Below are 24195 nucleotides of genomic sequence, written 5' to 3' on the forward strand. Positions count from 1 at the left end.
GCCGATGCATGCCTGGTGGCAGCGGCCGCATCGTGTTCCGCGACGAACCGCTGGCCAACGTGGCCGAAGATTTCAATCGGCTCAATCGCACCCGCCTGCTGATCGACGATACCGCCGCCGGCGCGATGCGCCTGACCGGCAACCTCCGCGGCGACGATGTCGCCTCGCTGCGCGCGTTCCTCGCCGAGCAGCGGACGCTGCGCGTCAGCGCCAGCGCCAGCGCCGATGTCATCCGCGTTGGCAGCCGCGCCGCCGGGCGCGCACTAGCCACATCGCCGGTGCCAGACACGGCGATCAGCACTGTCACGCCGATGGCGAACGCTGCGTGCAATGGCGAACGCTCGCATACTGCTGCCGACGACGCACTGCGCGCCGCACGATCGGCGCGCGCCCCGATCACGCCGCGCCGTTCCGATCGCGCAGGCGTGGACCGCAGCGAACAACCTCCACCCGCGCTCGCCCACCACACCTGTCACAGAAAATTCATCGAAAACCGGTGCCCGATCGTCGCTGTCGATCCTCGTAGTCCAGGCACAACGCAGCATTGCGCCCTTCGCGGCGGCGCTGCGCCCGCACCTTCTGCTCCCAAGAAGGACTGACGCATCGCGGCGGCGCGCGCGTTCGCGCACAAACGAGAACGGCGCTCGCAAAAGCGAGCGCCGTTTCAGCTACGCGGATTGTCTCTGCGCGCTGCACGCCGGCGAACGCCGCTACGCCGCTACGTCCCACCGCTACGCTCCGGATCGGGGTGCCGCGATTTGCAGCGTCGATGCCCGGCATCACCGCAAGCAGCGCATGCACGCCAATGCATCGATCGGCAGCGGCCGGGTCGCGGGACCCGGCCGCTACAGGATCGGACGCGGCTCAGGCCTGCTTCGGATCCGGGCCGTAAACGTTGGCGCCCCTGGTGCCCTCCATCAACATGAAGACCAGCACCACGACACCGCCCAGCCAGGGGATCAGGCCCAGCAGCACGTACCAGCCGGACTTGCCCTGATCGTGGAAACGGCGCACCTGCACAGCAAACGACGGCACCAGCATGGCGAGCGAATACAGGCATACCAGCACGAACGCAGCCATCGACAACGCACTGGTCCCGTCCTGGCCGCCGAAGCCGCCGCCGATGCCGACCAGCACCATCAACACCGTGATCACGATGATGTTCAACAGCGTGAACATCCAGTACTCCTTGCGCCGCGAACGCCCGGAAAAATCCGCGTAGCGCTTGAGCGGCATCAACATCCATTCCATTGTGTTTCCTTTTCTCGAACCGCTGCGTCACTGCAGCGGCGGCATGGTGGCATAAACCCTGCCGCAGGGAAACGCTTGCAGCTACTCGCTCGCCGCCTCCAGCGCCTGCGACAGGCGCTCCACCGCGATCACCTCCATGCCCTTGACCACGCCGGTCTTGGGCGCATTGGCCTTGGGCACGATGGCGCGCTTGAAGCCGTGCGTGGCCGCCTCGCGCAATCGGTCCTCGCCGTTGGGCACCGGGCGGATCTCGCCGGACAGACCGACCTCGCCAAAGGCGATGGTCTTCTCCGCCAGCGGCTTGTCGCGCAGCGAGGACAGCACCGCCAGCAGCACCGGCAGGTCGGCCGCGGTCTCCTGCACGCGGATGCCGCCGACCACGTTGACGAACACGTCCTGGTCGCCGACCACGATGCCGCCGTGCCGATGCAGCACCGCCAGCAGCATCGCCAGGCGGTTCTGTTCCAGGCCCACCGCCACGCGACGCGGATTGGACAGCGGCGAGGCATCGACCAGCGCCTGCACTTCCACCATCAGCGGCCGCGTGCCCTCGCGCGTGACCATCACGCAGCTGCCGGGCTGGTTGGCGCTGCTGCCGGACAGGAAGATCGCCGACGGATTGGAGACTTCCTTCAGTCCCTTCTCGCCCATCGCGAACACGCCCAGCTCGTTGACCGCGCCGAAGCGGTTCTTGAACGCGCGCAGCAGGCGGAAGCGGCTGCCGCTCTCGCCCTCGAAATACAGCACCGCATCGACCATGTGCTCGAGCACGCGCGGCCCGGCAATCCCGCCTTCCTTGGTCACGTGGCCGACCAGGAACACCGCGGTGCCGGTCTCCTTGGCGTAGCGCACCAGCCGCGCCGCGCTCTCGCGCACCTGGCTGACCGAACCGGGCGCGGCGGTCAGCGACTCGGTCCACAGGGTCTGCACCGAGTCGGCCACGATCAGCTTGGGCCGCGCCGCGCTGGCCTGCTGCAGGATCTGCTCGATGCCGGTCTCGGCCAATGCGTTGAGACCGTCCAGCGGCAGGTCCAGGCGTACCGCGCGGCCGGCGACCTGGGCCAGCGATTCCTCGCCGGTCACGTACAGCACCGGCAGCGTGCTGGCCATCTTCGCCAACGCCTGCAGCAGCAGCGTCGACTTGCCGATGCCCGGGTCGCCGCCGATCAGCACCACCGCACCTTCGACCAGGCCGCCGCCGAGCACCCGGTCGAACTCGCCGATGCCGGTGGACACGCGCGCCTGGTCGCGATGCTCCACGTCCTTGAGCGCGGTGATCTTCGGCGCCTCGGTCTTGCCGGCCCAGCCGCTGCGCCGCGCCGCGGCCGGCGCCTTGGCCGCCGCCGCGCTCTCCAGCACGATCTCGCTCAGCGAATTCCACGCCCCGCATTCGGTGCACTGGCCCTGCCATTTGTTGTACTCGGCACCGCACTCGCCGCAGACGTAGGCGGTTCTGGCTTTGCTGGCGGCGCTCTTGGCCATCGGAACTTCCGGAAAAGCGGTGGGAGCGCTACTGTAGCCGCGCGGCGTCTCGCCGGGCGAGAACGGCGCCGTGCGCAGGTGCCGCGGCGCTATGCCTGCGCGCGCAGGCGCGCATCGCCATGCGCGTGCTCGCCCCAGATCCGGTCGATGCCCTCGGCCAGCCGATCCAGGTCCTGCTCGGTATGCGTGGCCATCACACTGATACGCAGGCGCTCCTGGCCGCGCGGCACCGCAGGGAAGTGCACCGGATTGACGAACAGCCCCAACTGCTCCAGGCGCATCGCCGCCGCCTTGGCATCCATGCCCGGCGGGGTATGCACGATCAGGATCGCCGAGGGCGTGGACACCTCCAGTCCCCAGGGCAGCGCATTGAGCCGCGCGCACAGGCCGGCGGCATTGGCGTGCAGCTGGCGCATCCGCTCAGGCTCGGCGGCGATGACGTCCAATGCGCCATGCGCTGCCGCGATCGTGGCCGGCGGCAATGCGGCGGAGAACATGTACGAGCGCGAGATCCAGCGCAGATACTCGATCAGCGGACGCGAAGCGCACACGAAGCCGCCATTGACCGCCAAGGTCTTGCTGAAGGTGCCCATCAATACATCGATCCCCTGCGCCACGCCGAAGTGCTCGCCGCTGCCGCCGCCATGCGCGCCGAGCACCCCGGTGCCGTGCGCATCGTCGACCACCAGCAGCGCCGAATGGCGCTTGCATAGCGGCACCAGCTGATCCAGCGGCGCAAGGTCGCCATCCATCGAGTACACCCCTTCCACCGCGACGAAGGTGTCCTGCTCGCAGCGGCCGCTGCGCTCCAGCCAATGCGCCAGACGCTGCAGGTCGTTGTGCGGGAACCGGCGCGAGGAAAGCCCGGCCAGTTTCAACCCGTCGAACCAGGACGCGTGCGAATAGGCGTCGTAGTAGATGCGGTCGCCGTTGCGCGCCAGCGCGCCGGGCAACGCCAGGTTCGCGGAAAACCCACTTGGGAAGATCATCGCGTCCTCCTGGCCCTTGTGCGCGGCCAGCCGCTCTTCCAGTTCGCGGGTGATGCGCAGGTAGCCATTGAGGAACGGCGGCCCGCCGATACCCGTGCCGTATTCGGCGATGGCACGCCCTACCCGCTCGCGCACGTGCGGGTGATTGGCCAGGCCCAGATAATTGTTGGAACCGAACATCAGCACTGGACGCGCCGCGCCGCCGGCATCATCGCGCAGCAGCACTTGGCGATCGGCCGGAGAGCAAATCTGCCGGTGATACGGCATGCGCCCTTGCTCGCGGTCATGCGCAACCAGCGTCGCGACATACTGCGCGCGCTGCCGCAGGCGCATGCCGCGGTTGTCGAACAGCAACGCCGGATCGAAGTTCTCCCCGCTTTGGGGGAGCGGATCGCATTGACCAACGGCGTCGGCTGCGAGAGAAACGGTAGGCAAAGAAGGCTTCATCGTGGGGGCCGTGGCAGGTTGATCGAGGGTCGAAAGGCCGCTGGCTAGCGGCCCACCTACGATCGCGCGCGCCCCCGTAAAGGCGCCATGCCTGTGCGCGTAAACAACCGCGCCGACGGGATAAAACTTGCGTAACCGCGCATGCGCTACGCGGCGCGACGGCCTGGCCACCGCCAGCGCCGCGCCGTCCATGCAGCGCGGCGCAACGGCGTCCCCGACGGCTTATCTGGCCTTGTACAACGCGCTCAAGCGGTCCGGCTTGCCGGCGATGCGTTCCAGGTGCGGATACTGCAGGCCGCCGTGGTAGGCGATGCGCAGCGTGTCGTAGCGGTTGCCGCGCTTGACCAGCAGTTCGATCGGCGCGGCGGCGCCCTTGGCCGCGGTAATCGCCTCCTTGATCGCGTCGGCGCTGTACTCGCGGCCGTTGACCGCGACGATGCTGTTGTCGGCGACGATGCCGGCGTCGAACGCCGGGCCGTCCCACAACACGTCCTGCACGCTGCCGTTGTCGTCCAGGCTCAGGCCCAGCGAATAGGTCAGGCTGACGCCCTTCTTGGTCGCCTCGTAGGTCTTGATCGCCTCGTTCGGCTGGTCGGTATAGACCAGCTTCCAGCCGCTGGCCTCGATGCCGCCGACCAGCGGGCCGTGGCCATCGACGCGGCTGCGCAGGAACGGCGCCCAGTCGTACCTGGCCACGCCGTCGAGCGTGGCGACGATGTCCTCGAAGGTATACGGATTCACGTCCCAGGCGCCGTCGTGCATGCCGAAGAAGGCCTTGGCGAAGTCGTCGATCGAGCGCTTGTTGCCGCTGAGTTCGCGCAGCTTGGCATCGATCTCCAGCCACAGCATCTGCCCGCCGGAATAATAGTCCTCGCTCATCTGGTAGCTGCGGTAGGCGCGCGGCCGGCGCAGCGACATGGTCGGATCGTTGGTGGTGTCCTGCAGCGCGCGCCAGGCCAGGCCGGGACGGCCGCGCTGGTAGGTGGCAGCGACGTCGGCGAGCACGTCGCGCGCCTGGGGCTGCGTCCACAAGCCGGAGCGCGCGGCCAGCACTTCGCCCCAGAACTGGGTCTGGCCCTCGTACAGCCACAGCAGACTGTCGCCCATCGGCACGTTGAAGTTCGGCGTGGCCAGGTCGGCGCCGCGGCGGTACTTGCCGTTCCAGGAATGGTTGAACTCGTGCGAAAGCAGGTCGCGCCGGTCCCAGCTCTTGTCCCACTCGGTGAAGTAGTTGAGCGGGCCGCTGTTCTCGCTGGAGCGGTGATGCTCCAGGCCGATCCCGCCGAGCTTCTCGGTCAGCGCCAGCAGGAAGTCGTAGTGGTCGAAATGGCGCGCGCCGTACAGCTTGTCCATCTGCTGCACCAGCGCCGCGTGCGCCTTGATCTGCTGGGGCTTGGCGTCCAGCGACTTGGCCTCGTCGGCGAACACGTTCAGATATACCGGCGCCTTGCCGTCGGCATCCAGCGCGATGCGCTTGTAGTACTTGCCGGCGAACATCGGCGAATCGACCAGGTCGTCGAAGTCGATCGGCTTGAAGGTCACCGTGTCGCCAACCCGGGTGGCGGTTTCCAGCGCGGTGGCATAGCTCCAGCCCGGCGGCAGGGTCACGCTGGCCTGGGCCTTGATGTTGCGCGCGTAGGTGCCGGCCGGGTACAGCGCGGTGGTGTTCCACTGCAGGTTGAGCATCTCCGGGGTCATCATCACCCGGCCCTGGCCGTCGCCCTGCGAGGACAGGAACTGGAACTCGGCGACGATCTCGCTGGCGCCCTGCGGTACCTCGACCTTGAACGCGTACACATCGAACTGGTCGCGCTTCCACGGCAGCACCTGGCCGTTGGCCTTGATCACCAGCCCGGCCAGCTTGTCGATCGGCCCGGTCGGCGAATGGTTGCCCGGGATCCACTGCGGGTACAGCAGGGTCATCGGCCCCGGCGTGGCCGGGATCGTGGTGCGCACGCGGAAGATGCGATGCGCCAGGTCGGTGGCATCGACATCGATCTTCAGCGTGCCGGCGAACGGCACGTCTTGCGGCGGCGCGGTCTGCGCCGAGGCCTGGAACGCGGCGGTGGCCGCCAGCAGCAGCGGCGCCATCCAGGCGGTGGACTTGGTCATGGGGTCTCCAGTGGTACGGCGAACAGACAATCTGTGATGCTATGCCGGCTGCGGCGTGGCGTTCCATGCCATTGGTCATGCATGGGCGACATCGCCGGCGACACCGGCCGACATTGCGCGCCGATGCGAGCGCCGCAACGCAAAAGGCCGCCCGAAGGCGACCTTTTGCGTTGCGGCGACTGCGCGCCCTCAATGCATCATGTTGACGTTGAGGTTGTGCATGACCCACAGCGAGCCGACCACCACGATGCCGATGATCAGCAGCGAGAACAGGCCCACGTGCACGTTGGAGCGCTGCTCGGCGGAGCGGTCCATGTGCAGGAAGTAGATCAGGTGCACCAGCATCTGCACCGCAGCCAGCACCGCGATGACGATGACGGTCACGCCCTTGGGGAACGCGCCGCTCATGACCATGCCGAACGGGATCACGGTGAGCACCACCGCCATCACGAAGCCGATCAGGTACGACTTCAGGCCGCTGCCGTGCGACTCGGCGTGTGCGTCGGAAGGAGAGTGGTTGGCCATTACAGCGCTCCCAGCAGGTAGACGATGGTGAACACGCCGATCCAGATCACGTCCAGGAAGTGCCAGAACAGGCTCAGGCATGCCAGGCGGGTGGTGGTGCGCGGGGTCAGGCCGTTCTTGGCGATCTGGATCACCAGCACCGTCATCCACAGCAGGCCCGAGGCCACGTGCAGGCCGTGGGTGCCGACCAGGGTGAAGAACGCGGACAGGAACGCGCTGCGGCCGGGACCGGCGCCCTCTTCGATCAGATGGTGGAACTCGTAGATTTCCATGCCCAAAAAGCCCAGGCCCAGCGCCGCGGTGACCGCCAGCCAGCCATACAGGCCGCCCAGGCTGCGCTTGTGCGCAGAGATCATCGCCAGGCCGAAGCTCAGGCTGCTGAACAGCAGCAGGAAGGTTTCCACCAGCACGAACTTCAGGTCGAACAGTTCCTTGGCGGTGGGGCCGTCCACCGTCGCGCCGGCCAGCACCGCGTAAGTCGCGAACAGGCCCGCGAAGATGAGGCAGTCGCTCATCAGGTAGACCCAGAACCCGAACACGGTGTTGCCGCCGCTGTCGTGGTGGGCGTGGTCGTCATGACCGTCGCCGTGGACGGCGTGGTGGTTGTCGAGCGTCGTGGAGGACATGGTTCAGACCGCCTTTGCGGCATGCGCCGCCTGTTGCTGTTCCAGCAGGGCGAAACGCGCGTTCTCGATGCGTTCCACTTCCTCCGCCGGGACCCAGTAATCGACGTCGTCGTCGAACGTGCGCGCGATGAAGCTGCCGATCATGCCGACCAGGCCGATGATCGCCATCCACCAGATGTGCCAGATCAAGCCGAAGCCCAGCACCACGCTGAAGGCGCCGATCCAGACCCCGGCCGCGGTGTTGCGCGGCATGTGGATCGGTTCGTACCTGGCCGGACGCGTCCAACCCTTGCCCTTGAGCTTGTCCTCCCAGAACTGGTCGCGGTCGTCGATGTGCGGCAGCACGGCGAAGTTATAGAACGGCGGCGGCGAGGACGTGGCCCACTCCAGCGTGCGCCCGCCCCACGGGTCGCCGGTCAGGTCCAGGTTGTCCTTGCGCTTCCAGATGCTGTAGCCGATCTGCACCAGGTTCAGGAAGATGCCCATGCCGACGATCGCCGCGCCGGCCGCGGCCACCATCAGCCACGGCGCCCACTCCGGATGGTTGTAGCTGTTCATGCGCCGGGTCATGCCCATGAAGCCGAGCACGTACAGCGGCATGAAGGCGACGAAGAAGCCGACGATCCAGCACCAGAACGAGGCCTTGCCCAGCGTCTCGTTGAGCTTGAAACCGAACGCCTTCGGGAACCAGTAGGTCAAGCCGGCCAGGTAGCCGAACACCACGCCGCCGATGATCACGTTATGGAAGTGCGCGATCAGGAACAAGCTGTTGTGCAGCACGAAGTCCACCGCCGGGATCGCCAGCATCACCCCGGTCATGCCTCCGATGGTGAAGGTGATCATGAAGCCGATCGTCCACAGCACCGGCGCGGTCATACGCACGCGGCCGCGGAACATGGTGAACAGCCAATTGAAGATCTTCACCCCGGTGGGAATGGAGATGATCATCGTGGTGATGCCGAAGAACGCGTTGACGTTGGCGCCCGAGCCCATGGTGAAGAAGTGGTGCAGCCACACCACGAACGACAGCACGCCGATGCACGAGGTGGCGTAAACCATCGAGGTGTAGCCGAACAGGCGCTTGCTGCTGAAAGTGGCGACCAGCTCGGAGAAGATGCCGAACGCCGGCAGGATCAGGATGTACACCTCCGGATGGCCCCAGATCCAGATCAGGTTGACGTACATCATGGCGTTGCCGCCGCCGTCGTTGGTGAAGAAGTGCGTGCCCAGGTAACGGTCCGCGCCCAGCAGCGCCAGCGCCACGGTCAGGATCGGGAACGCGGCGATGATCAGGATGTTGGTGATCAGCGCCGTCCAGGTGAAGATCGGCATACGCATCAGGGTCATGCCCGGCGTGCGCATGCGCAGGATCGTCACGAAGAAGTTGATGCCGGTCAGCAATGTGCCCAGGCCCGATATCTGCAAGGCCCAGATGTAGTAATCGACGCCGACCCCAGGGCTGTATTCCAGCCCCGACAGCGGCGGATACGCCAGCCAGCCGGTCTGAGCGAATTCGCCCACGCCCAGCGAGATGTTGACCAGCGCCGCGCCGGCCACGAACAGCCAGAAGCTCAGCGAGTTCAGGAACGGGAAGGCCACGTCGCGCGCGCCGATCTGCAGCGGCACGATCAGGTTCAGCAGGCCGGTCATGAACGGCATGGCCATGAAGAAGATCATGATCACGCCATGCGCGGTGAAGATCTGGTCGTAGTGGTGCGGCGGGAAGATGCCCTCGTTGCCGCCGTGCGCCATCGCCTGCTGGGTGCGCATCATCGCCGCGTCGGCGAAGCCGCGCAGCAGCATCACCAGCGCCACCACGATGTACATCACGCCGATGCGCTTGTGGTCGACCGAGGTCAGCCACTCGCGCCACAGGTAGCCCCACTGCTTGTACTTGGTGACCGCCGCCACGACCAGCAGGCCGAGCAGGCCGGCGCCGCCGAGGGCGCCCATGACGATCGGCTCGTGGAACGGAATCGCCTCGAGCGTGAGTTTGCCTAGCATCACTTGTCTCCAGAAGTGCACATGGCGACCGGCTCAGCAGCCGATGCCGGATGGTCATCGTGGCCTTCCATATGCTGACCCTTGCCCATCATGTATTTGTGAATCAACGACTTGAACATGCCGTCCTGCACCGACGCGTAGTAGGTCACCGGGTACGGCGCCTTGTCGTTGCGGTTGGCCGCCAGGATCTGGAACTCGGCCTGGTCCAGCGCCTTCGGCGCGGCCTTGACCTTGGCCACCCACGCGTCGAAACCGGCGCGGTCGGTGGCGTGGGCGGTGAAGCCCATCTTCGAGAAGCCGTGGCCGCTGTAGTTCGCCGACAGGCCGAAGTAGTCGCCAGGCTCGTTGGCGATCAGGTGCAGCTTGGTCTCCATGCCGGCCATCGCGTAGATCTGCGTGCCCAGGTGCGGGATGAAGAAGGAGTTCATCACCGTGTCGGAGGTGATCCTGAAATTCAGCGGCGTATCCACTGGGAATGCGATCTCGTTGACCGTGGCGATGCCCTGCTCGGGGTAGATGAACATCCACTTCCAGTCCAGCGCCACCGCCTCGATGGTGATCGGCTTGACCTTGGAATCCAGCGGCTTGTAAGGGTCAAGCGCATGCGAGGAGCGCCAGGTCAGCACCGCCAGCACCAGGATGATCATGCACGGGATCGACCACACCACCACCTCGATCGCGGTGGAATGCGACCAGTTCGGCTCGTAGCGGGCCGTGGTGTTGGACGCGCGATAGCGCCAGGCGAAGGCCAGGGTCATCACGATGACCGGGATCACCACCAGCAGCATCAGCACCACCGAGGTGATCAGCAACGTCTTTTCGTCGTGGCCGATCTGCCCCTTGGGGTTGAGGATGGCCGCATCGCACCCGGCCAGCAGCAGCACTGGCAGAAGCGACAGACCGGAGCGCAGCGAGCGCCGGAGTTGTTTCAACGGAATCATCGAACGATCCAATTGCGTAAGGGATGCGGACCGCACAGTGGCGAACGGGAAGCGGCCCACATGGGCGTTTCCGCGTTTCCTGCGGCATCCTAGCCGGCATGCGCGATCGACCGCCCATTTTATGCTGCCGTGCGGCATCTCCGAAAGCCATTGACAAGACCGAGCGTGCGCCCAGGCGTGCTTTTATGTGCGACACATTGCCGCACCCGCGTGCGACGGATCGCCGCATCCAGCCCGCGGCGCACAGCCGGCGCCTTCGATCTCGTTACAACCTGAGATGACATCGGGCGCGACCGGCACCGCTTTGGCACGGCATTTCTTCTTTCGACCAGGATCGCCGTCGCCACTGACCACGGCGAGCGCGCCGCCACGCCCCCGGCCACACCCGCTCCGCCGCTACGGCGACGTACCCCCAATTTTGAGTAGCATCCCGGTTTGGAGTCCAATTCCCTACCCAAGGAGATTGGACGTGAAGAAGCGGGATCGCATAAGTTCGCTCGGAGCAAAGTTCTCGGCTAGGCAACGAAATGATCAGTGTGTGGAACACTCATGAAACCACGAGCGGCATCTGTACTTCTTATTGCTATTGGTTTGGGAGCCGGGACTGTGACTGCATCGCACTTAGCGAATGAGTCTGGTGACGTCGCGGGCCATCCAACTGACAAACCTTCATTTGCTGCGATCGCGCAGCAATTGATTGCTCTCGGCGAAGAAGATCAGCGTGATCGCAAGAAGGCCATGACCCCTGGATTCAATGACGCGCGACTTGCCGAGGCAGACCGGCGCCGCGAGGCAGCATGGCTTGAGATGACGTCCGGAAGGCTGCTGGGCCTGAGCGAAGTTGGCGAGGGCGCGGTGTCCGCGCAGTTTCTTATGCTCCAGCACTCTGGCGACCGCGCCCTACAAGCGAATATGGCTCGCCAGATGCAAGAGCTTGTAGAGAAGGGAGACTTCCCGAAGGATGCCTTCGCTACATTCATTGATCGCCAGCTGGTCTACGATGGAAAGCCGCAACGATTTGGCACCCAAGCAAATGAATCTTTTGAGCTATATCCAATTGAAGACGAAAGCAGCGTAGACAAGCGGCGTGAATCCATGGGGCTGCCACCTATCGCTCAGTTGCGCGCAAAGCTGCAGCAAGTCAAGAACGCCGTGGCGTCCGGTAAAGGTCTTGGCGAATAGCTTTGTGTCATGAGGCACTCCTGGTATCACTGCCCTGCTTGAAGATAGCGCTGCGCCTAAACAGCCTCACGAACCGACGCGCCCGTCTGCGGTAGAGTGCGGAGCACCCATAGGTTCATGGACGGCGGCCAGCCGTCCATGAACCTAGTCAAGCAGCACGAAGTTCGCGGGCGACCCACACCTTCGGTTTGATGAGTTGCAGCACATACCCAGCGACGCCGCTCTTCATCCTTTCTGCAAGCATTGACTTGTCTCGCTCAACGGGCCTCTTGGATTAAACGAAACGGTGGATGGGCGATCTGTTCGCCCCATTGTCCGCGCTCCAAAGCCCTGATGGAGGCCAAGGGCAGAACAAAGATCCCTGGAAATCCCTGTTTTTCCCGGGAGAGGGTTGGCGGGCATGAAAAAGGGCTGGACGGAAACCCGGCCAACCCCTTGATCCTAATGCATTATTGTCAGCTTATCTTGGTGCCGGAAATAGGAATCGAACCTACGACCTACGCATTACGAATGCGCCGCTCTACCAACTGAGCTATTCCGGCTGAACCGCCAATTCTAGGGGCGCGCCGGCCGCCGGTCAATTGACCAGGCGCAGGCGCAGTTCCTTGGGCAGGGCGAACACCATCGACTCCGGTTCGCCGGCCAGTTCGCCGACGCCGTCGGCGCCTAGTTCGCGCAGCCGCGCGATGACCCCGTCCACCAGCACCTGCGGCGCCGAGGCGCCGGCGGTCAGGCCGATGCGGCGCTTGCCGGCGATCCAGGCCGGGTCGATCTCGTCGGCGCCGTCGATCAGGTAGGACTCCACCCCGTCGCGCCGCGCCAGCTCGCTGAGCCGGTTGGAATTGGAGCTGTTCGGCGAGCCGACCACCAGCACCAGGTCGCACTGCCTGGCCAGGTCGCGCACCGCGTCCTGGCGGTTCTGGGTGGCGTAGCAGATGTCGTCGTTCTTCGGCCCCTGCAGCGCCGGGTAGCGTGCGCGCAGCGCGTCGATGATGCCGCGGGTGTCGTCTACCGACAGCGTGGTCTGGGTGGTGTAGGCCAGGTTATCCGGCTGCTGGATATCCAGCGTGGCGACCTGCTCGATGTCCTCGACCAGGTAGATGCGCCCGGCGCCGCGTTCGCGGTTCCACTGGCCCATCGTGCCCTCCACCTCGGGGTGGCCGGCGTGGCCGATCAGCACCACGTCGCGGCCGGCGCGGCAGTGCCGGGCCACTTCGAAATGGACCTTGGTGACCAGCGGGCAGGTCGCATCGAACACCTTCAGCCCGCGCCGCTCGGCTTCCTGGCGGACCGCCTGGGACACGCCGTGGGCGCTGAAGATGACCGTGTTGCCGTCGGGCACCTCGTCCAGTTCCTCAACGAAGATCGCGCCGCGCTGCTTCAGGTCGTCGACCACGAAGCGGTTGTGCACCACCTCGTGGCGCACGTAGATCGGCGCGCCCAGGGTCTCGATGGCGCGCTTGACGATCTCGATCGCACGGTCGACGCCGGCACAGAAACCACGGGGATTGGCGAGCAGGACGTCCATTGCCCAATTATCCCGCTTTTCGCTTCGACTTGCCGTCGAACACGCCGAACACGGCGATGCCCACGGCCCCGGCGACGATCGCCGAGTCGGCGATGTTGAACGAGGGCCAGTAATGGTCGCCCACATACCACTGGATGAAATCGACCACGTGGCCGTGCATCAGCCGGTCGATCACGTTGCCGATCGCGCCACCGATGACCAACGCGTAAGGCATGGCGCCGCGCCAGTCGCCGCGCGGAGTGCGTGCCAGCCACCAGGCCAACAGCGCGCTGATGCCCACCGCCAGCGCGGTGAAGAACCACAGCTGCCAACCGCCGGCATGGCTCAGGAAGCTGAACGCAGCGCCGGTGTTGTAGGTGCGGTACCAGTTCCAGAAGCCGGGGATCACCGGCACCGCGGTGAACTCGGGCAGGCTGGACAGCACCCAGGCCTTGCTCCACTGGTCCAGGCCGATCACCAGCACGGACAGCAGCAGCCAGCTCAGGGCGGAGGGTTTGGATCGTACGGTCATGCGCGGGGTCCGGCTCGGGCGAAGGGTGGGTGTGAAAGGCAGCGACGCGGCGAAAACCACGACGGCGACGGCGAATGCGTGCCGCCGCTGCCGCGCGGGGACGGATCAGAACCAGGTGCGCTCCTCGCCCGGTCCGTCGATGTTGCCGACGCAGCGGCCGCACAGTTCCGGGTGCGCCGGATCCACGCCCACGTCGGCGCGGTGGTGCCAGCAGCGCACACACTTCTGCTTGCTGGTGGCCTGGGCGCTGACGAAGATCTCGTCGGTGCTTGCCTCGCGCACCACCACGTCGCCGCTGATGAACAGGAAGCGCAGTTCCTCCTGCAGCGGCTTGAGCTTGGCGGCCGTGGCCGCATCGGCGGCGACGGTGATCTCCGCCTCCAGCGCCGCGCCGATCACGCTGTTGCCGCGCATCGGCTCCAGCACCTTGGCCACCTGCTCGCGCAGCGCCAGCAATTGCTCGAAATCGGCCGCGCTCAGCGGCGCATCGTCCGGCATCGGCGCCAGGCCTTCGTACCAGGTCGCGAACAGCACGTTGCCGACGTGCGCGCCGGGCAGATAGCCCCACAGTTCGTCGGCGGTGAAGCTCAGGATCGGCGCGATCCAGCGTACGAACGCTTCGGCGACATGGAACATCGCGCTCTGCGCCGAACGCCGGCCGTGCGAGTCCTCCGGCATGGTGTACAGCCGGTCCTTGGTCACGTCCAGGTACAGCGAGCCCAGGTCCACGCTGCAGAAGTTCAGCAACGCCTGCACGATCGCGGCGAAGTCGTAGCGCGCGTAGGCGGCCTTGATCTGCTCCTGCACCTCGTAGGCGCGATGCACGATCCAGCGGTCCAGCGCCACCAGCTCCGGCAGCGTGCGCAGGTGCACGGCCGGATTGAAGCCGTGCAGGTTGCCGAGCAGGAAGCGCGCGGTGTTGCGCAGGCGCCGGTAGGCGTCGGAGTTGCGCTTGAGGATCTCCTGCGACAGCGACATCTCGTTGCTGTAGTCGCTGGAGGCGATCCACAGGCGCAGGATGTCCGCGCCCAGGGTCTTCATGATGTCCTGCGGCTCGATGCCGTTGCCCAGCGACTTGGACATCTTGCGGCCGTGCTCGTCCACGGTGAAGCCGTGAGTCAGGCATTGCCGGTACGGCGCCGCCTGGTCCAGCGCCACGCCGGTCAGCAGCGAGGACTGGAACCAGCCGCGGTGCTGGTCCGAGCCTTCCAGGTACAGGTCGGCCGGCTTGGGGATGCCGCGCTCGGCCAGCACCGTTTCGTGGGTGACGCCCGAGTCGAACCACACGTCGAGTATGTCGGTGATCTTGTCGTAGTCGGCGGCTTCGTCGCCGAGCAGTTCGGCGGCATCGAGCGTGTACCACACGTCCACCCCGCTCTCTTCGACGCGGTCGGCGACCTGGCGCATCAGCTCGGTGCTGCGCGGATGCGGCTCGCCGGTCTCGCGATGCACGAACAGCGCGATCGGCACGCCCCAGGTGCGCTGCCGCGAGATGGTCCAGTCCGGACGCCCGGCGATCATGCCGGCGATGCGCGCCTGGCCCCAGGACGGATACCAGTGCACGCCCTCGATCGCCTGCAGCGCATCGGCGCGCAGCTTGGCCTGTTCCATCGAGATGAACCACTGCGGGGTGGCGCGGAACGCGATCGGGGTCTTGTGCCGCCAGCAGTGCGGGTAGCTGTGCACCATGCTCGCGTGCGCCAGCAGCGCGCCGCGCGCGGCCAGCACCTCGGCGATGGTGTCGTTGGCCTTCCAGATGTGCAGCCCGGCCAGCGCCACGCCGTCGGCAGGCGGGGTCGAAGACAGGTACACGCCGCGGCCATCGATCGGGTTGATCTGTGCGGCGGTATAGCGCTCGATCAGCCCGTACTGCCTGGCCGCCACATAGTCTTCCTGGCCGTGCCCGGGGGCGGTGTGCACCGCGCCGGTGCCCTCCTCGTCGGACACATGGTCGCCGAGGATCAGCGGGATGTCGCGCTCGTCGTAAACATCCCCCTTTACAGCAAAGGGATGCGCCAGCAACTGGTTTTCCAGCGCCGCGCCGGCGACGCGGCCATGCACCACCACCTCGCTCACGCCGTAGCGTTGCAGCGCGCGCTCGGCCAGCGCATCGGCCAGCACCAGCCAGCGGCGGCGACCGTCGCGTGCCGGGCCTTCGACCAGCGCGTAGCTAAGATCCGGCCCCAGCGACACCGCCAGCGAGGCCGGCAGCGTCCACGGCGTGGTGGTCCAGATCGGCACCGCGACTTCGACACCGTCCGGCAACTGCACACCGAACGCGGCCGCCAGCGCCGCGCCGTCGCGCGCGGTGTAGGCCACGTCCACGGTCGGCGACTGCTTGTCGGCGTATTCGATCTCCGCCTCGGCCAGCGCCGAGCCGCAATCGAAGCACCAGTGCACCGGCTTCACCCCGCGGGTCAGGTGGCCATTGTCGATGATCCTGGCCAGCGCGCGCATCTCGTTGGCTTCGAAATGGAAGTCGAGCGTGCGGTACGGGTTGTCCCAGTCGCCGATCACGCCCAGGCGCTTGAAATCGCGGCGCTGGATGTCGATCTGCTCGTTGGCGTATTCGCGGCATTTCTGCCGGAACTGCGCTGCATCCAGCTTGACCCCGACCTTGCCGTACTTCTTCTCGATCGCGATCTCGATCGGCAGGCCATGGCAGTCCCAGCCCGGGATGTACGGCGCATCGAAGCCGGCCAGGTACTTGGACTTGACGATGATGTCCTTGAGGATCTTGTTGACCGCGTGGCCGAGGTGGATCGCGCCGTTGGCGTACGGCGGGCCGTCGTGCAGCACGAACAGCGGCCGGCCCTGGGCGTTGTCGCGCAGCTGCGCGTACAGCCCCTCGCTCTCCCAGCGGGCCAGCGTATCGGGCTCGCGCTTGGGCAGATCGCCGCGCATCGGGAAGTCCGTCGCCGGCAGATGGAGGGTGGCTTTGTAGTCCTGGGTCACTGGGATTTACCGGTCGATGATCTTCATGGGGGAGTCCGCGCGCAAAGGCGCGGGCTGGTGCGCGTGGCCCGCGCCATCGGCGTGCGCGCGCGGCGGCGCGGACGCGAGCAGACGGCGGGCCAGGGCGGCGTCGCGGTGCATCTGTTCGGTCAGCGCCGGCAGATCGGAGAACGTTTCTTCGTCGCGCAACTTGGCGACGAATTCCACGGCGATGTGGCGCCCATACAGGTCGCCATGGAAATCGAACAGGTGCGCTTCCAGCAGCGGCTCCACGCCCTGCACCGTCGGCCGGGTGCCGAAGCTGGACACCGCCGGCCACGGCTGCGCGGTCACCCCGTGCACCCAGCTCGCGTAGATGCCCGACAGCGCCGGGGTGCGCGGGAAACGCAGGTTGGCGGTGGGATAACCGAGGGTGCGCCCGAGCTGCTTGCCGCGCACCACGCGGCCGTCGATCGCGTACGGGCGGCCGAGCAGTTCGGCGGCATGCGCGAATGCGCCGGCCACCAGCAGTTCGCGGATGCGGGTGCTGGAGATGCGTTCGTCGCGCAGGTGCACCGGCTCGATCTCGCCGGCGGAAAAGCCCAGTTGCGCGCCCATCTCGCGCAGCAGCGCGATGTCGCCGCCGCGCTTGTGGCCGAAACGGAACGCCGGGCCGATCCACACCTCGCGCGCCTGCAGCCGATCGACCAGGGTGCGCCGCACGAAATCCTGCGCGCTCATCGACGACAGGCGCAGATCGAAGCGCAGCAGGCCCACGCTGTCCGCGCCCAGCTGCTGCAGGCCTTCGACCTTGGTCCGTGCCAGGGTCAGCCGCGGCGGCGGCGCTGCCGGCGCGAAGAACTCGCGCGGCAGCGGCTCGAAGCTCAACGCCACCGCCGGCACGCCCAGCGCGCGCGCGCGCGCCAGCGCATGGCGCACCAGCGCACGGTGGCCCAGATGCAGGCCATCGAAGGCGCCGATGCAGACCACGCTTCCCTGCGGGAACAAAATCCCGCCCTCGACGTCTCTAAACAGCCTGCTCATTCCTCGGTCCGAAGCGTCGGCGCTGGGGCGCCGGTCGATGATGATGCGTAACCGGCGAGTATAGCGACTGAGGGGTGGGTTCGGGGTTCGGGGTCGGGATTAGGGTCGCGGAGAAGTGAAGATGGGGCCCTTCCAAGACCTGAATCGACCGATAAAACAGCAGACGTCGGCGATGGTTGCCGATCATGCGCTGCATTCGAGCAGTATTGTCGGCCGAATCACCGAGACGTGTTCGTGGCCAGGACCGGCAGGATCACGGCCAAGTTCGACTCCATGATCAGCGCCTCTCTATCACGCTCGGCAAACTTGACAACGACGCAACCCAATGCTAAAAAAATCGAACGCTAAAGAAATGGAATCTCATAGCAAATGAGTGAAAATCTCATGAATGAGGAAAAGGCTTATTACGCTCGCCTGATTGATCCGCAGACTTTGACGATTTTGTGCACATATACTTGCACAGCTGCATGCAGGCAATACTGTTTCGAATCAAGTCCAAAAGTCGTAGGAAGGCTCGAGCGTGAAGCGCTCCTGGATCGCATCAAGGAAGCCAAGAGCAAGTTTCAGAACCTCAAGATAGTTGTATTCAGCGGTGGCGAGGCTACTCTTCTGAAAGAGGACCTCTATGAAGCCGTTGCTTTGTGTACGAGTTTAGGGCTCTTGACACGCATTGTGTAGAACGGCTCCTGGGGTAAGACAGAACGATCTGCTAATCATGTTGCCTCAAAGCTGGCTGCTTCACGCCTCTCAGAACTCAACATCAGCACCGGAAAAGATCATCAGGAATTTGTCTCTCAGGATTGCGTCATCAACGCGGCCCAAGCGGTCAACGGCTGCATGATTCCGGCACTGATCACCGTCGAGGCTGATGAAAAAAAACAGGCACTATCGCCACCTTGCGTCGGATCCGCGTGTACAGAAGTGACTCAGGGAGGGATTTCTACGCATTCAGTCCAACAGTTGGATGCCCTTTCACAACGATGCCGACGAGCGCGGCCAGGAAATCGACCACGAAAGCTTGAGAAATGGCTGCGACCAGATCTTCTCAAACGTCGTTGTCACGCCTCACGACAACCTGTCCGCGTGCTGCGGGTTGACACTCGAGCATATTCCAGAGATGCGCCTTGGTCGTTGTGATGGCAGCAATATGGATGCACTCTGCTACAGCCAGTCTCAAGACTTCCTAAAATTCTGGATACACACGGACGGCCCATACGCGATCATTGAAAGTGTTCTAGGCAAGGAATATGCCAAGATCCTTGATGGCGTAGTCCATATATGCCAAGCCTGCGCAATCCTCCATAAAGATGACGAGGTCAGGTGTATCGAGACCTGATCTCACGTGAAGTGGATGCATTCATGCGCGCCAGGGCCAGTGCAGGCCTCTTCCGATTCGACGAGACCAAACCCAGCACAGCCATATCCGCGGTTCAGGCCTATTCACTCAGGATCTCTGGCCTAGCACCTCAGAGTGAGAGCCGGAGCAAGTTATGACGTTCAGATCGAAGATCGACTGGTGGTTAGCGGCTATCATGTTGTTAGTGATCGCGGTCTCTCTCGTAACTGTCGTAGCTGCGTCGCATGGGCGATCCAATGGAGGCTTGCTAACCGCGGCAGCCGTCTTTGTTATAGGTACCGTATTGCCCGCCTGGCCCCTGCTTTCCACGGCATACACCATTGAATCAGAAGTCCTCATCGTTCGCAGCGGCCCGATCAGGCAACGTATACCGCTAGATCAGATTAGTGACATAAGGCCTTCATCAAATCCAATTTCCAGCCCGGCCCTCTCTCTTGATCGCCTTGAAATACACTATGGCCAGAAGAGAATCCTGATTTCCCCTAAGGACAAACAAGGATTTATAAAGGCCATCCGAGACGCACAAAGAGCCTTAGAGCAACGCTGATCGAGTGTGTGTCGATAGCTGTGAAGAGAGCTACTTCCGAAAGAAGCGCCGGCGCGGGTGCGTCGGCCGATGATGCTTAGCCTTTAAGTATAGCGCACGGGACTCGGGACACGTAAAAGCAGACGCTTCTCGCACCAATGCGATCCAGCAGACTTTGGATTCGACTCATTCACCCATGAGACCCGTCCCGAGTCCCGAGTCCCGAGTCCCGAGTCCCGAGTCCCGAGTCCCGAGTCCCGAGTCCCGAGTCCCGAGTCCCGAGTCCCGAGTCCCGAGTCCCGAGTCCCGAGTCCCGAGTCCCGAGTCCCGAGTCCCGAGTCCCGAGTCCCGAGTCCCGAGTCCCGAGTCCTCACTGCTCGCGCAAATCCCGCGGCCTGAACCCCAACACCAGCAACGCCAGCAGGTACACCACCCCGCCGCCGCCGACCAGCGCCAGCAGGCTGCCGATGCGGTGCCACTTGTCCATCGCGGTGAAGCCCGGCAGCCAGTGCAGGCCCAGCCCCAGCACCGCGGCCATCGCCGCGCAGGCCACGCCCAGCCGCAGCAGGTAGCCGGCCCAGCCCGGCCGCGGCCGGTACACCTCGGCGCGGCGCAGCCAGCGCCACAGCAGCGACAGGTTGATGTAGCTGGCCACCGCGCTGGCCAGGCCCAGTGCCAGATGCAGGCCCGGCACCGCCTCCAATGCCGCGCGCACGCCCTGCGCACGCAGCGCGGCCGGCACCCACAGGTGGTACAGGATCGCCAGGAACAGCAGGTTCAGCACCATGTTGGCGACCAGCGCGACCACGCCGGCGCGCACCGGGGTGCGCGTGTCCTGGCGCGAATAGAACGCCGGCAGCAGCACCTTCAGCAGCGCGAACGCGGGCAGGCCGAAACTCAGCCCGAACATCGACATCGCCGCCATGCGCGTGTCGAACGCGGTGAACTTGCCGTACTGGAACAGCGTGGCCACCAGCGGCTGGCTCAGCAGCATCAGCCCCAGCATCGCCGGCACCGCGATCAGCAGCGTGGTGCGCAGGCCCCAGTCCAACGCGTTGGAGAAGCCGGCATGGTCGGTCTTGACGTGGTGCCGCGACAGCGCCGGCAGAATCACCGTGCCCAGCGCCACGCCGAACACGCCCAGCGGCAATTCCAGGAAGCGGTCGGCCTGCGACAGCCAGCTCTGCGAGCCGGCGTACAGGAACGAGGCGATCACCGTGTCCAGCAGCAGGTTGATCTGCGCGATCGAGGAGCCGAACAGGGTCGGCACCATCAGCGTCAGCACCCGGCGCACGTCCGGATGGCTCCAGCCCCAGCGCGGCAGGGTCAGCAGGTCGATGCCGCGCAGCGCCGGCAGCTGGAACAGCAACTGCAGCAGCCCGGCGACAAGCACCGCCCAACCCAATGCCAGGATCGGCACCTCCAGCTTCGGCGCCAGCCACAGCGCGCCGGCGATCATGCACAGGTTGAGGATCACCGGGGTCAGCGCCGGCAGACCGAAGCGATGGAAGCTGTTCAAGGCGCCGCCGGCCAGCGCGGTCAGCGACACGAACAGCAGGAACGGGAAGGTCAGCCGCAGCAGGTGCACGATCAGGCCGAACTTGGCCGGATCGTCGCTGGAGCCGGGATTGAATAGCAGCGCCACCTGCGGGGTGAAGATCAGCCCCAGCGCAGTGACCAGCAGCAAAATCCCGCCCAGGGTGCCGGACACCCGCGACATCAGCGCGCGCAGGTCGGCATGCGGCCGGGTTTCCTTGACCTCGGTGAACACCGGCACGAAGGCGGTGGCGAAGGAGCCTTCCGCGAACAGCCGGCGCAGGAAGTTCGGAATGCGGAACGCGACCCAGAAAGCGTCGGTGGTCGCGTTGGCGCCGAACGAAATGGTGATAGCCTGATCGCGTACCAGCCCCAGCACGCGCGAGACCATGGTCATGCTGCTGAACGAGAGCAGCCCGCGGAGCATGCGCGGCGTGCTCATGCAGCGACCCTCTTGACAATTGGCTTGACGCAGTTGTTTAGAACCTTCATACTCTCCCGCTTGTTTTTATCCACCACACAGCTTTCCAGGAAACCACCACCGTGGCCAATATCAAGTCCGCCAAGAAGCGCGCCAAGCAGACCGTCGTGCGCAATGCGCGCAACACGGCTCAGCGTTCGATGCTGCGCACCGCCGTCAAGAAGGTCATCAAGGCCCTGGACGCCAACGACGCCGCCGGCGCCGAAGCCGCTTTCGCCGTTGCCCAGCCGATCCTCGACCGTTTCAGCTCGCGCGGTCTGATCCACAAGAACAAGGCGGCGCGCCACAAGAGCCGCCTGACCGCCCGCATCAAGGCGATCAAGACCGCCGCCTAACCGGCTGCGGTTGTTGCCGGAAGCGCCCGCGCTTCCGGCACTACGAAAAAGCCCGGCTTCGGCCGGGTTTTTCGTGTGCGTGCGATCCGCTGGCGACAAGCGCACGGCGGACCGGCCGCCGCGCTCAGACCGCATCGGCGGCGGGGGCATTGGCGGCCGCTTCCAGCGCATCCTCGCGCTGGCGGTCGAAGAACGCCATCACGTCCTTCATGATCGGCCAGGTGCCGTCGCGGCTCAGCGCCGAGACCAGGTACCACGGCTGGGTCCAGCCGAGTTCGGCCACGACCTGCTCGGCCAGCGTGCGCGCCTCGTCCTCGAACAACAGGTCGGCCTTGTTCAGCACCAGCCAGCGCGGCTTGGCCAGCAGCGCCGGGTCGTGCTTTTCCAGCTCGCGCTCGATCGCGCGCACCTGCTCGACCGGCGATACGCCATCCACGCCGCCTTCCATCGGCGCCAGATCCACCAGGTGCAGCAGCAAGCGCGTGCGCTGCAGATGGCGCAGGAACTGCGCCCCCAGGCCGGCGCCGTCGGCCGCGCCTTCGATCAGGCCGGGGATGTCGGCGATCACGAAGCTGCGGTAGGCCTCGACGCTGACCACGCCCAGATTCGGATACAGCGTGGTGAACGGATAGTCGGCGACCTTCGGCGTGGCCGCGGACACTGCGCGGATGAAGGTGCTCTTGCCGGCATTGGGGAAACCGAGCAGGCCGACATCGGCGAGCAGCTTCAGCTCCAGCTTCAGCGTGCGCTCCTCGCCCTCCTCGCCCGGCGTCGCCTTGCGCGGCGCGCGCGTCACCGAGCTCTTGAAATGCATGTTGCCCAGGCCGCCCTTGCCGCCCTGCGCAACCAGCAGCCTGTCGCCGTGGGCGACCAGGTCGCCGATGGTCTCGTCGGTATCGACGTTGATCACCACGGTGCCGACCGGCACGGTGATGACCAGGTCTTCGCCGCCCTTGCCGTACATCTGCCGGCCCATGCCGTTCTCGCCACGCTGCGCACGGAATGCGCGCTGATGGCGGAAATCGACCAGGGTATTGAGGTTCTCGTCGGCGACCAGCCACACGCTGCCGCCGTTGCCGCCATCGCCACCGTCCGGCCCGCCCAGCGGGATGAACTTCTCGCGGCGGAAGCCGATGCAGCCGTTGCCGCCATTGCCGGCACTGACCTGGATTTCTGCTTCGTCTACGAGTTTCATGGGGTACGGCCTGATAGAGAGTGAAAAGTGTAGCGGGGACTCGGGACTCGGGACTCGGGACTCGGGACTCGGGACTCGGGACTCGGGACTCGGGACTCGGGACTCGGGACTCGGGACTCGGGACTCGGGACTCGGGACTCGGGACTCGGGACTCGGGACTCGGGACGGCAGGATGATGTCCCGGGGCATCTCGATGTCAAGCGATTTGATGCAAAAAGGGCCGATTTTTTAAAAAAAAAAAACGGCTTTTTTTGCAGCTCCGGCATAGCTGCTTTTTTTGTAGGAGGAGCTTCAGCCCCGACGCCTTACCGGTAACGCGTCGGGGCTGAAGCCCCTCCTACAGAAAGGCACACAAGCTGCGAACTTGCGAAAGTCCCGAGTCCCGAGTCCCGAGTCCCGAGTCCCGAGTCCCGAGTCCCGAGTCCCGAGTCCCGAGTCCCGAGTCCCGAGTCCCGAGTCCCGAGTCCCGGCTCCACCAAACGAAAAACCCCGCCGAAGCGGGGCTTTCGTCAGCAAGCCTGCGCCGTGGCGCAGACCCTGGAGGCGAAACGCTTACGCCTCGGCGGTGGCCGCTTCGGCAACCACGCTCACGGTGCGACGCTTCTTGGCGCCCTTCACCGAGAACTCGACCTTGCCGTTGACCAGCGCGAACAGGGTGTGGTCGCGGCCCAGGCCGACGCCCGAACCCGGGTGGAACTGGGTGCCGCGCTGACGCACGATGATGTTGCCCGCCTCGATCGCCTGGCCGCCGAAGATCTTCACGCCCAGGTATTTCGGGTTGGAGTCGCGGCCGTTGCGCGAGGAACCTACGCCTTTTTTATGTGCCATGACTGCTGCTCCTTACTTTTTTTCGCCACCGGCAATGCCGGTGATCTCGATTTCGGTGTAATGCTGACGATGTCCCTGACGCTTCATGTGGTGCTTGCGGCGACGGAACTTGATGATGCGCACCTTGTCGGCACGGCCATGGGCCACGACCTTCGCGGTGACGGTGGCGCCGTTCAGCGCGTCACCGAGCTTGATGCCGTCGCTGTCGCCCAGCATCAGGATGTTGTCGAACTTGATCTCGTTGCCGGCTTCGACTTCGAGCTTTTCCACGCGGAGCGTTTCGCCCTGCGCGACGCGGTATTGCTTACCGCCGGTTACCAGTACTGCGTACATGACCAGACTTCCTCTGTAGTTATTGTGG

At 65.2% G+C, this 24195-nt stretch carries 22 protein-coding genes, 1 tRNA gene and 1 pseudogene; 7 read left to right on the top strand and 17 right to left on the bottom strand.

Going from position 1 to position 24195, the window contains the following annotated elements; translation table 11 throughout:
• Positions 1 to 4: 4 nt before the first annotated feature.
• Positions 5 to 233: pseudogene (locus tag ISN38_RS04785) on the top strand (iron dicitrate transport regulator FecR); the annotation flags it as partial.
• 631 nt (positions 234 to 864) lie between these two features.
• Here ISN38_RS04785 and ISN38_RS04790 read toward each other — a convergent pair.
• The 8 genes from ISN38_RS04790 to cyoA form a co-directional block, all read right to left on the bottom strand.
• Positions 865 to 1251 carry a DUF805 domain-containing protein gene (locus ISN38_RS04790; protein WP_206712087.1) on the bottom strand — a complete coding sequence of 129 codons (387 nt, stop codon included), beginning with the start codon at positions 1249 to 1251 and terminating at the stop codon, positions 865 to 867.
• An 81-nt stretch (positions 1252 to 1332) separates the two neighbouring features.
• The gene (radA, locus tag ISN38_RS04795) at positions 1333 to 2733 is read right to left on the bottom strand and encodes a DNA repair protein RadA (protein WP_003469654.1); all 1401 of its coding nucleotides are present in this window, start codon (positions 2731 to 2733) and stop codon (positions 1333 to 1335) included.
• An 89-nt stretch (positions 2734 to 2822) separates the two neighbouring features.
• Complete coding sequence (locus tag ISN38_RS04800) at positions 2823 to 4169, bottom strand: aminotransferase class I/II-fold pyridoxal phosphate-dependent enzyme (RefSeq protein WP_051036320.1); 1347 nt, start codon at positions 4167 to 4169, stop codon at positions 2823 to 2825.
• Between the two features lie 222 nt (positions 4170 to 4391).
• A complete protein-coding gene (locus tag ISN38_RS04805; protein WP_038238222.1) occupies positions 4392 to 6281 on the bottom strand; it encodes a M61 family metallopeptidase in 1890 nt (629 codons plus the stop codon).
• A gap of 189 nt (positions 6282 to 6470) precedes the next feature.
• Positions 6471 to 6806 carry a cytochrome o ubiquinol oxidase subunit IV gene (gene cyoD, locus ISN38_RS04810; RefSeq protein WP_003469647.1) on the bottom strand — a complete coding sequence of 112 codons (336 nt, stop codon included), beginning with the start codon at positions 6804 to 6806 and terminating at the stop codon, positions 6471 to 6473.
• The gene (gene cyoC, locus ISN38_RS04815; protein ID WP_003469645.1) at positions 6806 to 7432 is read right to left on the bottom strand and encodes a cytochrome o ubiquinol oxidase subunit III; all 627 of its coding nucleotides are present in this window, start codon (positions 7430 to 7432) and stop codon (positions 6806 to 6808) included. Before cyoC ends, cyoD begins: the two co-directional genes overlap by 1 nt.
• A gap of 3 nt (positions 7433 to 7435) precedes the next feature.
• Entirely contained in the window at positions 7436 to 9436 is a 2001-nt protein-coding gene (cyoB, locus tag ISN38_RS04820) for a cytochrome o ubiquinol oxidase subunit I (protein WP_003469643.1), read from the bottom strand.
• A complete protein-coding gene (cyoA, locus tag ISN38_RS04825; protein ID WP_003469641.1) occupies positions 9436 to 10377 on the bottom strand; it encodes a ubiquinol oxidase subunit II in 942 nt (313 codons plus the stop codon). The genes cyoB and cyoA overlap by 1 nt, the downstream gene beginning before the upstream one ends.
• Before the next feature lie 549 nt (positions 10378 to 10926).
• Between cyoA and ISN38_RS04830 the strand changes: the two genes are divergently transcribed.
• Positions 10927 to 11559, top strand: a complete 633-nt coding sequence (locus ISN38_RS04830) for a DUF6624 domain-containing protein (RefSeq protein WP_230811682.1) — start codon at positions 10927 to 10929, stop codon at positions 11557 to 11559.
• A gap of 466 nt (positions 11560 to 12025) precedes the next feature.
• Here the strand turns inward: ISN38_RS04830 and ISN38_RS04835 are convergent.
• The 5 genes from ISN38_RS04835 to ISN38_RS04855 all read right to left on the bottom strand — a co-directional run bounded on the left by ISN38_RS04835 (position 12026) and on the right by ISN38_RS04855 (position 17576).
• Positions 12026 to 12101: transfer RNA gene (locus ISN38_RS04835), tRNA-Thr, on the bottom strand.
• A 35-nt stretch (positions 12102 to 12136) separates the two neighbouring features.
• Positions 12137 to 13087 carry a 4-hydroxy-3-methylbut-2-enyl diphosphate reductase gene (gene ispH / locus ISN38_RS04840; protein ID WP_003469628.1) on the bottom strand — a complete coding sequence of 317 codons (951 nt, stop codon included), beginning with the start codon at positions 13085 to 13087 and terminating at the stop codon, positions 12137 to 12139.
• A 7-nt stretch (positions 13088 to 13094) separates the two neighbouring features.
• Positions 13095 to 13598, bottom strand: a complete 504-nt coding sequence (lspA, locus tag ISN38_RS04845) for a signal peptidase II (protein ID WP_003469627.1) — start codon at positions 13596 to 13598, stop codon at positions 13095 to 13097.
• 105 nt (positions 13599 to 13703) lie between these two features.
• The gene (ileS, locus tag ISN38_RS04850; RefSeq protein ID WP_003469626.1) at positions 13704 to 16553 is read right to left on the bottom strand and encodes an isoleucine--tRNA ligase; all 2850 of its coding nucleotides are present in this window, start codon (positions 16551 to 16553) and stop codon (positions 13704 to 13706) included.
• Positions 16554 to 16559: 6 nt separating this feature from the next.
• Complete coding sequence (locus ISN38_RS04855; RefSeq protein WP_051036318.1) at positions 16560 to 17576, bottom strand: bifunctional riboflavin kinase/FAD synthetase; 1017 nt, start codon at positions 17574 to 17576, stop codon at positions 16560 to 16562.
• Between the two features lie 369 nt (positions 17577 to 17945).
• Here ISN38_RS04855 and ISN38_RS04860 point away from each other — a divergent pair, with 369 nt between their 5' ends.
• From ISN38_RS04860 to ISN38_RS20785, 3 genes are all read left to right on the top strand, one after another.
• Positions 17946 to 18254, top strand: coding sequence for a hypothetical protein (locus tag ISN38_RS04860; RefSeq protein WP_139115967.1), 309 nt, complete (start codon positions 17946 to 17948; stop codon positions 18252 to 18254).
• A gap of 286 nt (positions 18255 to 18540) precedes the next feature.
• On the top strand, positions 18541 to 18912 hold the full coding sequence (locus tag ISN38_RS04865) for a hypothetical protein (RefSeq protein ID WP_068817198.1): 372 nt from the start codon (positions 18541 to 18543) through the stop codon (positions 18910 to 18912).
• Between the two features lie 196 nt (positions 18913 to 19108).
• Complete coding sequence (locus ISN38_RS20785) at positions 19109 to 19480, top strand: PH domain-containing protein (protein WP_407071137.1); 372 nt, start codon at positions 19109 to 19111, stop codon at positions 19478 to 19480.
• A 349-nt stretch (positions 19481 to 19829) separates the two neighbouring features.
• Here ISN38_RS20785 and murJ read toward each other — a convergent pair whose 3' ends face one another.
• On the bottom strand, positions 19830 to 21422 hold the full coding sequence (murJ, locus tag ISN38_RS04875; RefSeq protein ID WP_187829043.1) for a murein biosynthesis integral membrane protein MurJ: 1593 nt from the start codon (positions 21420 to 21422) through the stop codon (positions 19830 to 19832).
• 116 nt (positions 21423 to 21538) lie between these two features.
• Here murJ and rpsT point away from each other — a divergent pair, with 116 nt between their 5' ends.
• Positions 21539 to 21811, top strand: a complete 273-nt coding sequence (rpsT, locus tag ISN38_RS04880; protein ID WP_003469619.1) for a 30S ribosomal protein S20 — start codon at positions 21539 to 21541, stop codon at positions 21809 to 21811.
• Positions 21812 to 21935: 124 nt separating this feature from the next.
• Here rpsT and cgtA read toward each other — a convergent pair whose 3' ends face one another.
• Positions 21936 to 23006 carry an Obg family GTPase CgtA gene (gene cgtA, locus ISN38_RS04885; RefSeq protein ID WP_003469617.1) on the bottom strand — a complete coding sequence of 357 codons (1071 nt, stop codon included), beginning with the start codon at positions 23004 to 23006 and terminating at the stop codon, positions 21936 to 21938.
• 20 nt (positions 23007 to 23026) lie between these two features.
• Here cgtA and ISN38_RS04890 point away from each other — a divergent pair, with 20 nt between their 5' ends.
• Entirely contained in the window at positions 23027 to 23182 is a 156-nt protein-coding gene (locus tag ISN38_RS04890) for a hypothetical protein (RefSeq protein ID WP_206709998.1), read from the top strand.
• 376 nt (positions 23183 to 23558) lie between these two features.
• On the opposite strand, the gene rpmA is transcribed toward ISN38_RS04890, so the two are convergent.
• Positions 23559 to 23834, bottom strand: a complete 276-nt coding sequence (rpmA, locus tag ISN38_RS04895) for a 50S ribosomal protein L27 (protein WP_003468912.1) — start codon at positions 23832 to 23834, stop codon at positions 23559 to 23561.
• Positions 23835 to 23846: 12 nt separating this feature from the next.
• Positions 23847 to 24167, bottom strand: a complete 321-nt coding sequence (rplU, locus tag ISN38_RS04900) for a 50S ribosomal protein L21 (RefSeq protein WP_003468913.1) — start codon at positions 24165 to 24167, stop codon at positions 23847 to 23849.
• Positions 24168 to 24195: the final 28 nt, after the last annotated feature.

The organism is Xanthomonas translucens pv. undulosa (assembly GCF_017301775.1).
GTDB classification, from domain to species: domain Bacteria; phylum Pseudomonadota; class Gammaproteobacteria; order Xanthomonadales; family Xanthomonadaceae; genus Xanthomonas_A; species Xanthomonas_A translucens.

Coding starts and splice junctions, on each gene's coding strand:
- ISN38_RS04790 (WP_206712087.1), bottom strand. CDS start 1,251: ATGGAATGGATGTTGATGCCGCTCAAGCGCTACGCGGATTTTTCCGGG.
- radA (WP_003469654.1), bottom strand. CDS start 2,733: ATGGCCAAGAGCGCCGCCAGCAAAGCCAGAACCGCCTACGTCTGCGGC.
- ISN38_RS04800 (WP_051036320.1), bottom strand. CDS start 4,169: ATGAAGCCTTCTTTGCCTACCGTTTCTCTCGCAGCCGACGCCGTTGGT.
- ISN38_RS04805 (WP_038238222.1), bottom strand. CDS start 6,281: ATGACCAAGTCCACCGCCTGGATGGCGCCGCTGCTGCTGGCGGCCACC.
- cyoD (WP_003469647.1), bottom strand. CDS start 6,806: ATGGCCAACCACTCTCCTTCCGACGCACACGCCGAGTCGCACGGCAGC.
- cyoC (WP_003469645.1), bottom strand. CDS start 7,432: ATGTCCTCCACGACGCTCGACAACCACCACGCCGTCCACGGCGACGGT.
- cyoB (WP_003469643.1), bottom strand. CDS start 9,436: ATGCTAGGCAAACTCACGCTCGAGGCGATTCCGTTCCACGAGCCGATC.
- cyoA (WP_003469641.1), bottom strand. CDS start 10,377: ATGATTCCGTTGAAACAACTCCGGCGCTCGCTGCGCTCCGGTCTGTCG.
- ISN38_RS04830 (WP_230811682.1), top strand. CDS start 10,927: ATGAAACCACGAGCGGCATCTGTACTTCTTATTGCTATTGGTTTGGGA.
- ispH (WP_003469628.1), bottom strand. CDS start 13,087: ATGGACGTCCTGCTCGCCAATCCCCGTGGTTTCTGTGCCGGCGTCGAC.
- lspA (WP_003469627.1), bottom strand. CDS start 13,598: ATGACCGTACGATCCAAACCCTCCGCCCTGAGCTGGCTGCTGCTGTCC.
- ISN38_RS04855 (WP_051036318.1), bottom strand. CDS start 17,576: ATGAGCAGGCTGTTTAGAGACGTCGAGGGCGGGATTTTGTTCCCGCAG.
- ISN38_RS04860 (WP_139115967.1), top strand. CDS start 17,946: ATGAGTGAAAATCTCATGAATGAGGAAAAGGCTTATTACGCTCGCCTG.
- ISN38_RS04865 (WP_068817198.1), top strand. CDS start 18,541: ATGCCCTTTCACAACGATGCCGACGAGCGCGGCCAGGAAATCGACCAC.
- ISN38_RS20785 (WP_407071137.1), top strand. CDS start 19,109: ATGTTGTTAGTGATCGCGGTCTCTCTCGTAACTGTCGTAGCTGCGTCG.
- murJ (WP_187829043.1), bottom strand. CDS start 21,422: ATGCTCCGCGGGCTGCTCTCGTTCAGCAGCATGACCATGGTCTCGCGC.
- cgtA (WP_003469617.1), bottom strand. CDS start 23,006: ATGAAACTCGTAGACGAAGCAGAAATCCAGGTCAGTGCCGGCAATGGC.
- rpmA (WP_003468912.1), bottom strand. CDS start 23,834: ATGGCACATAAAAAAGGCGTAGGTTCCTCGCGCAACGGCCGCGACTCC.
- rplU (WP_003468913.1), bottom strand. CDS start 24,167: ATGTACGCAGTACTGGTAACCGGCGGTAAGCAATACCGCGTCGCGCAG.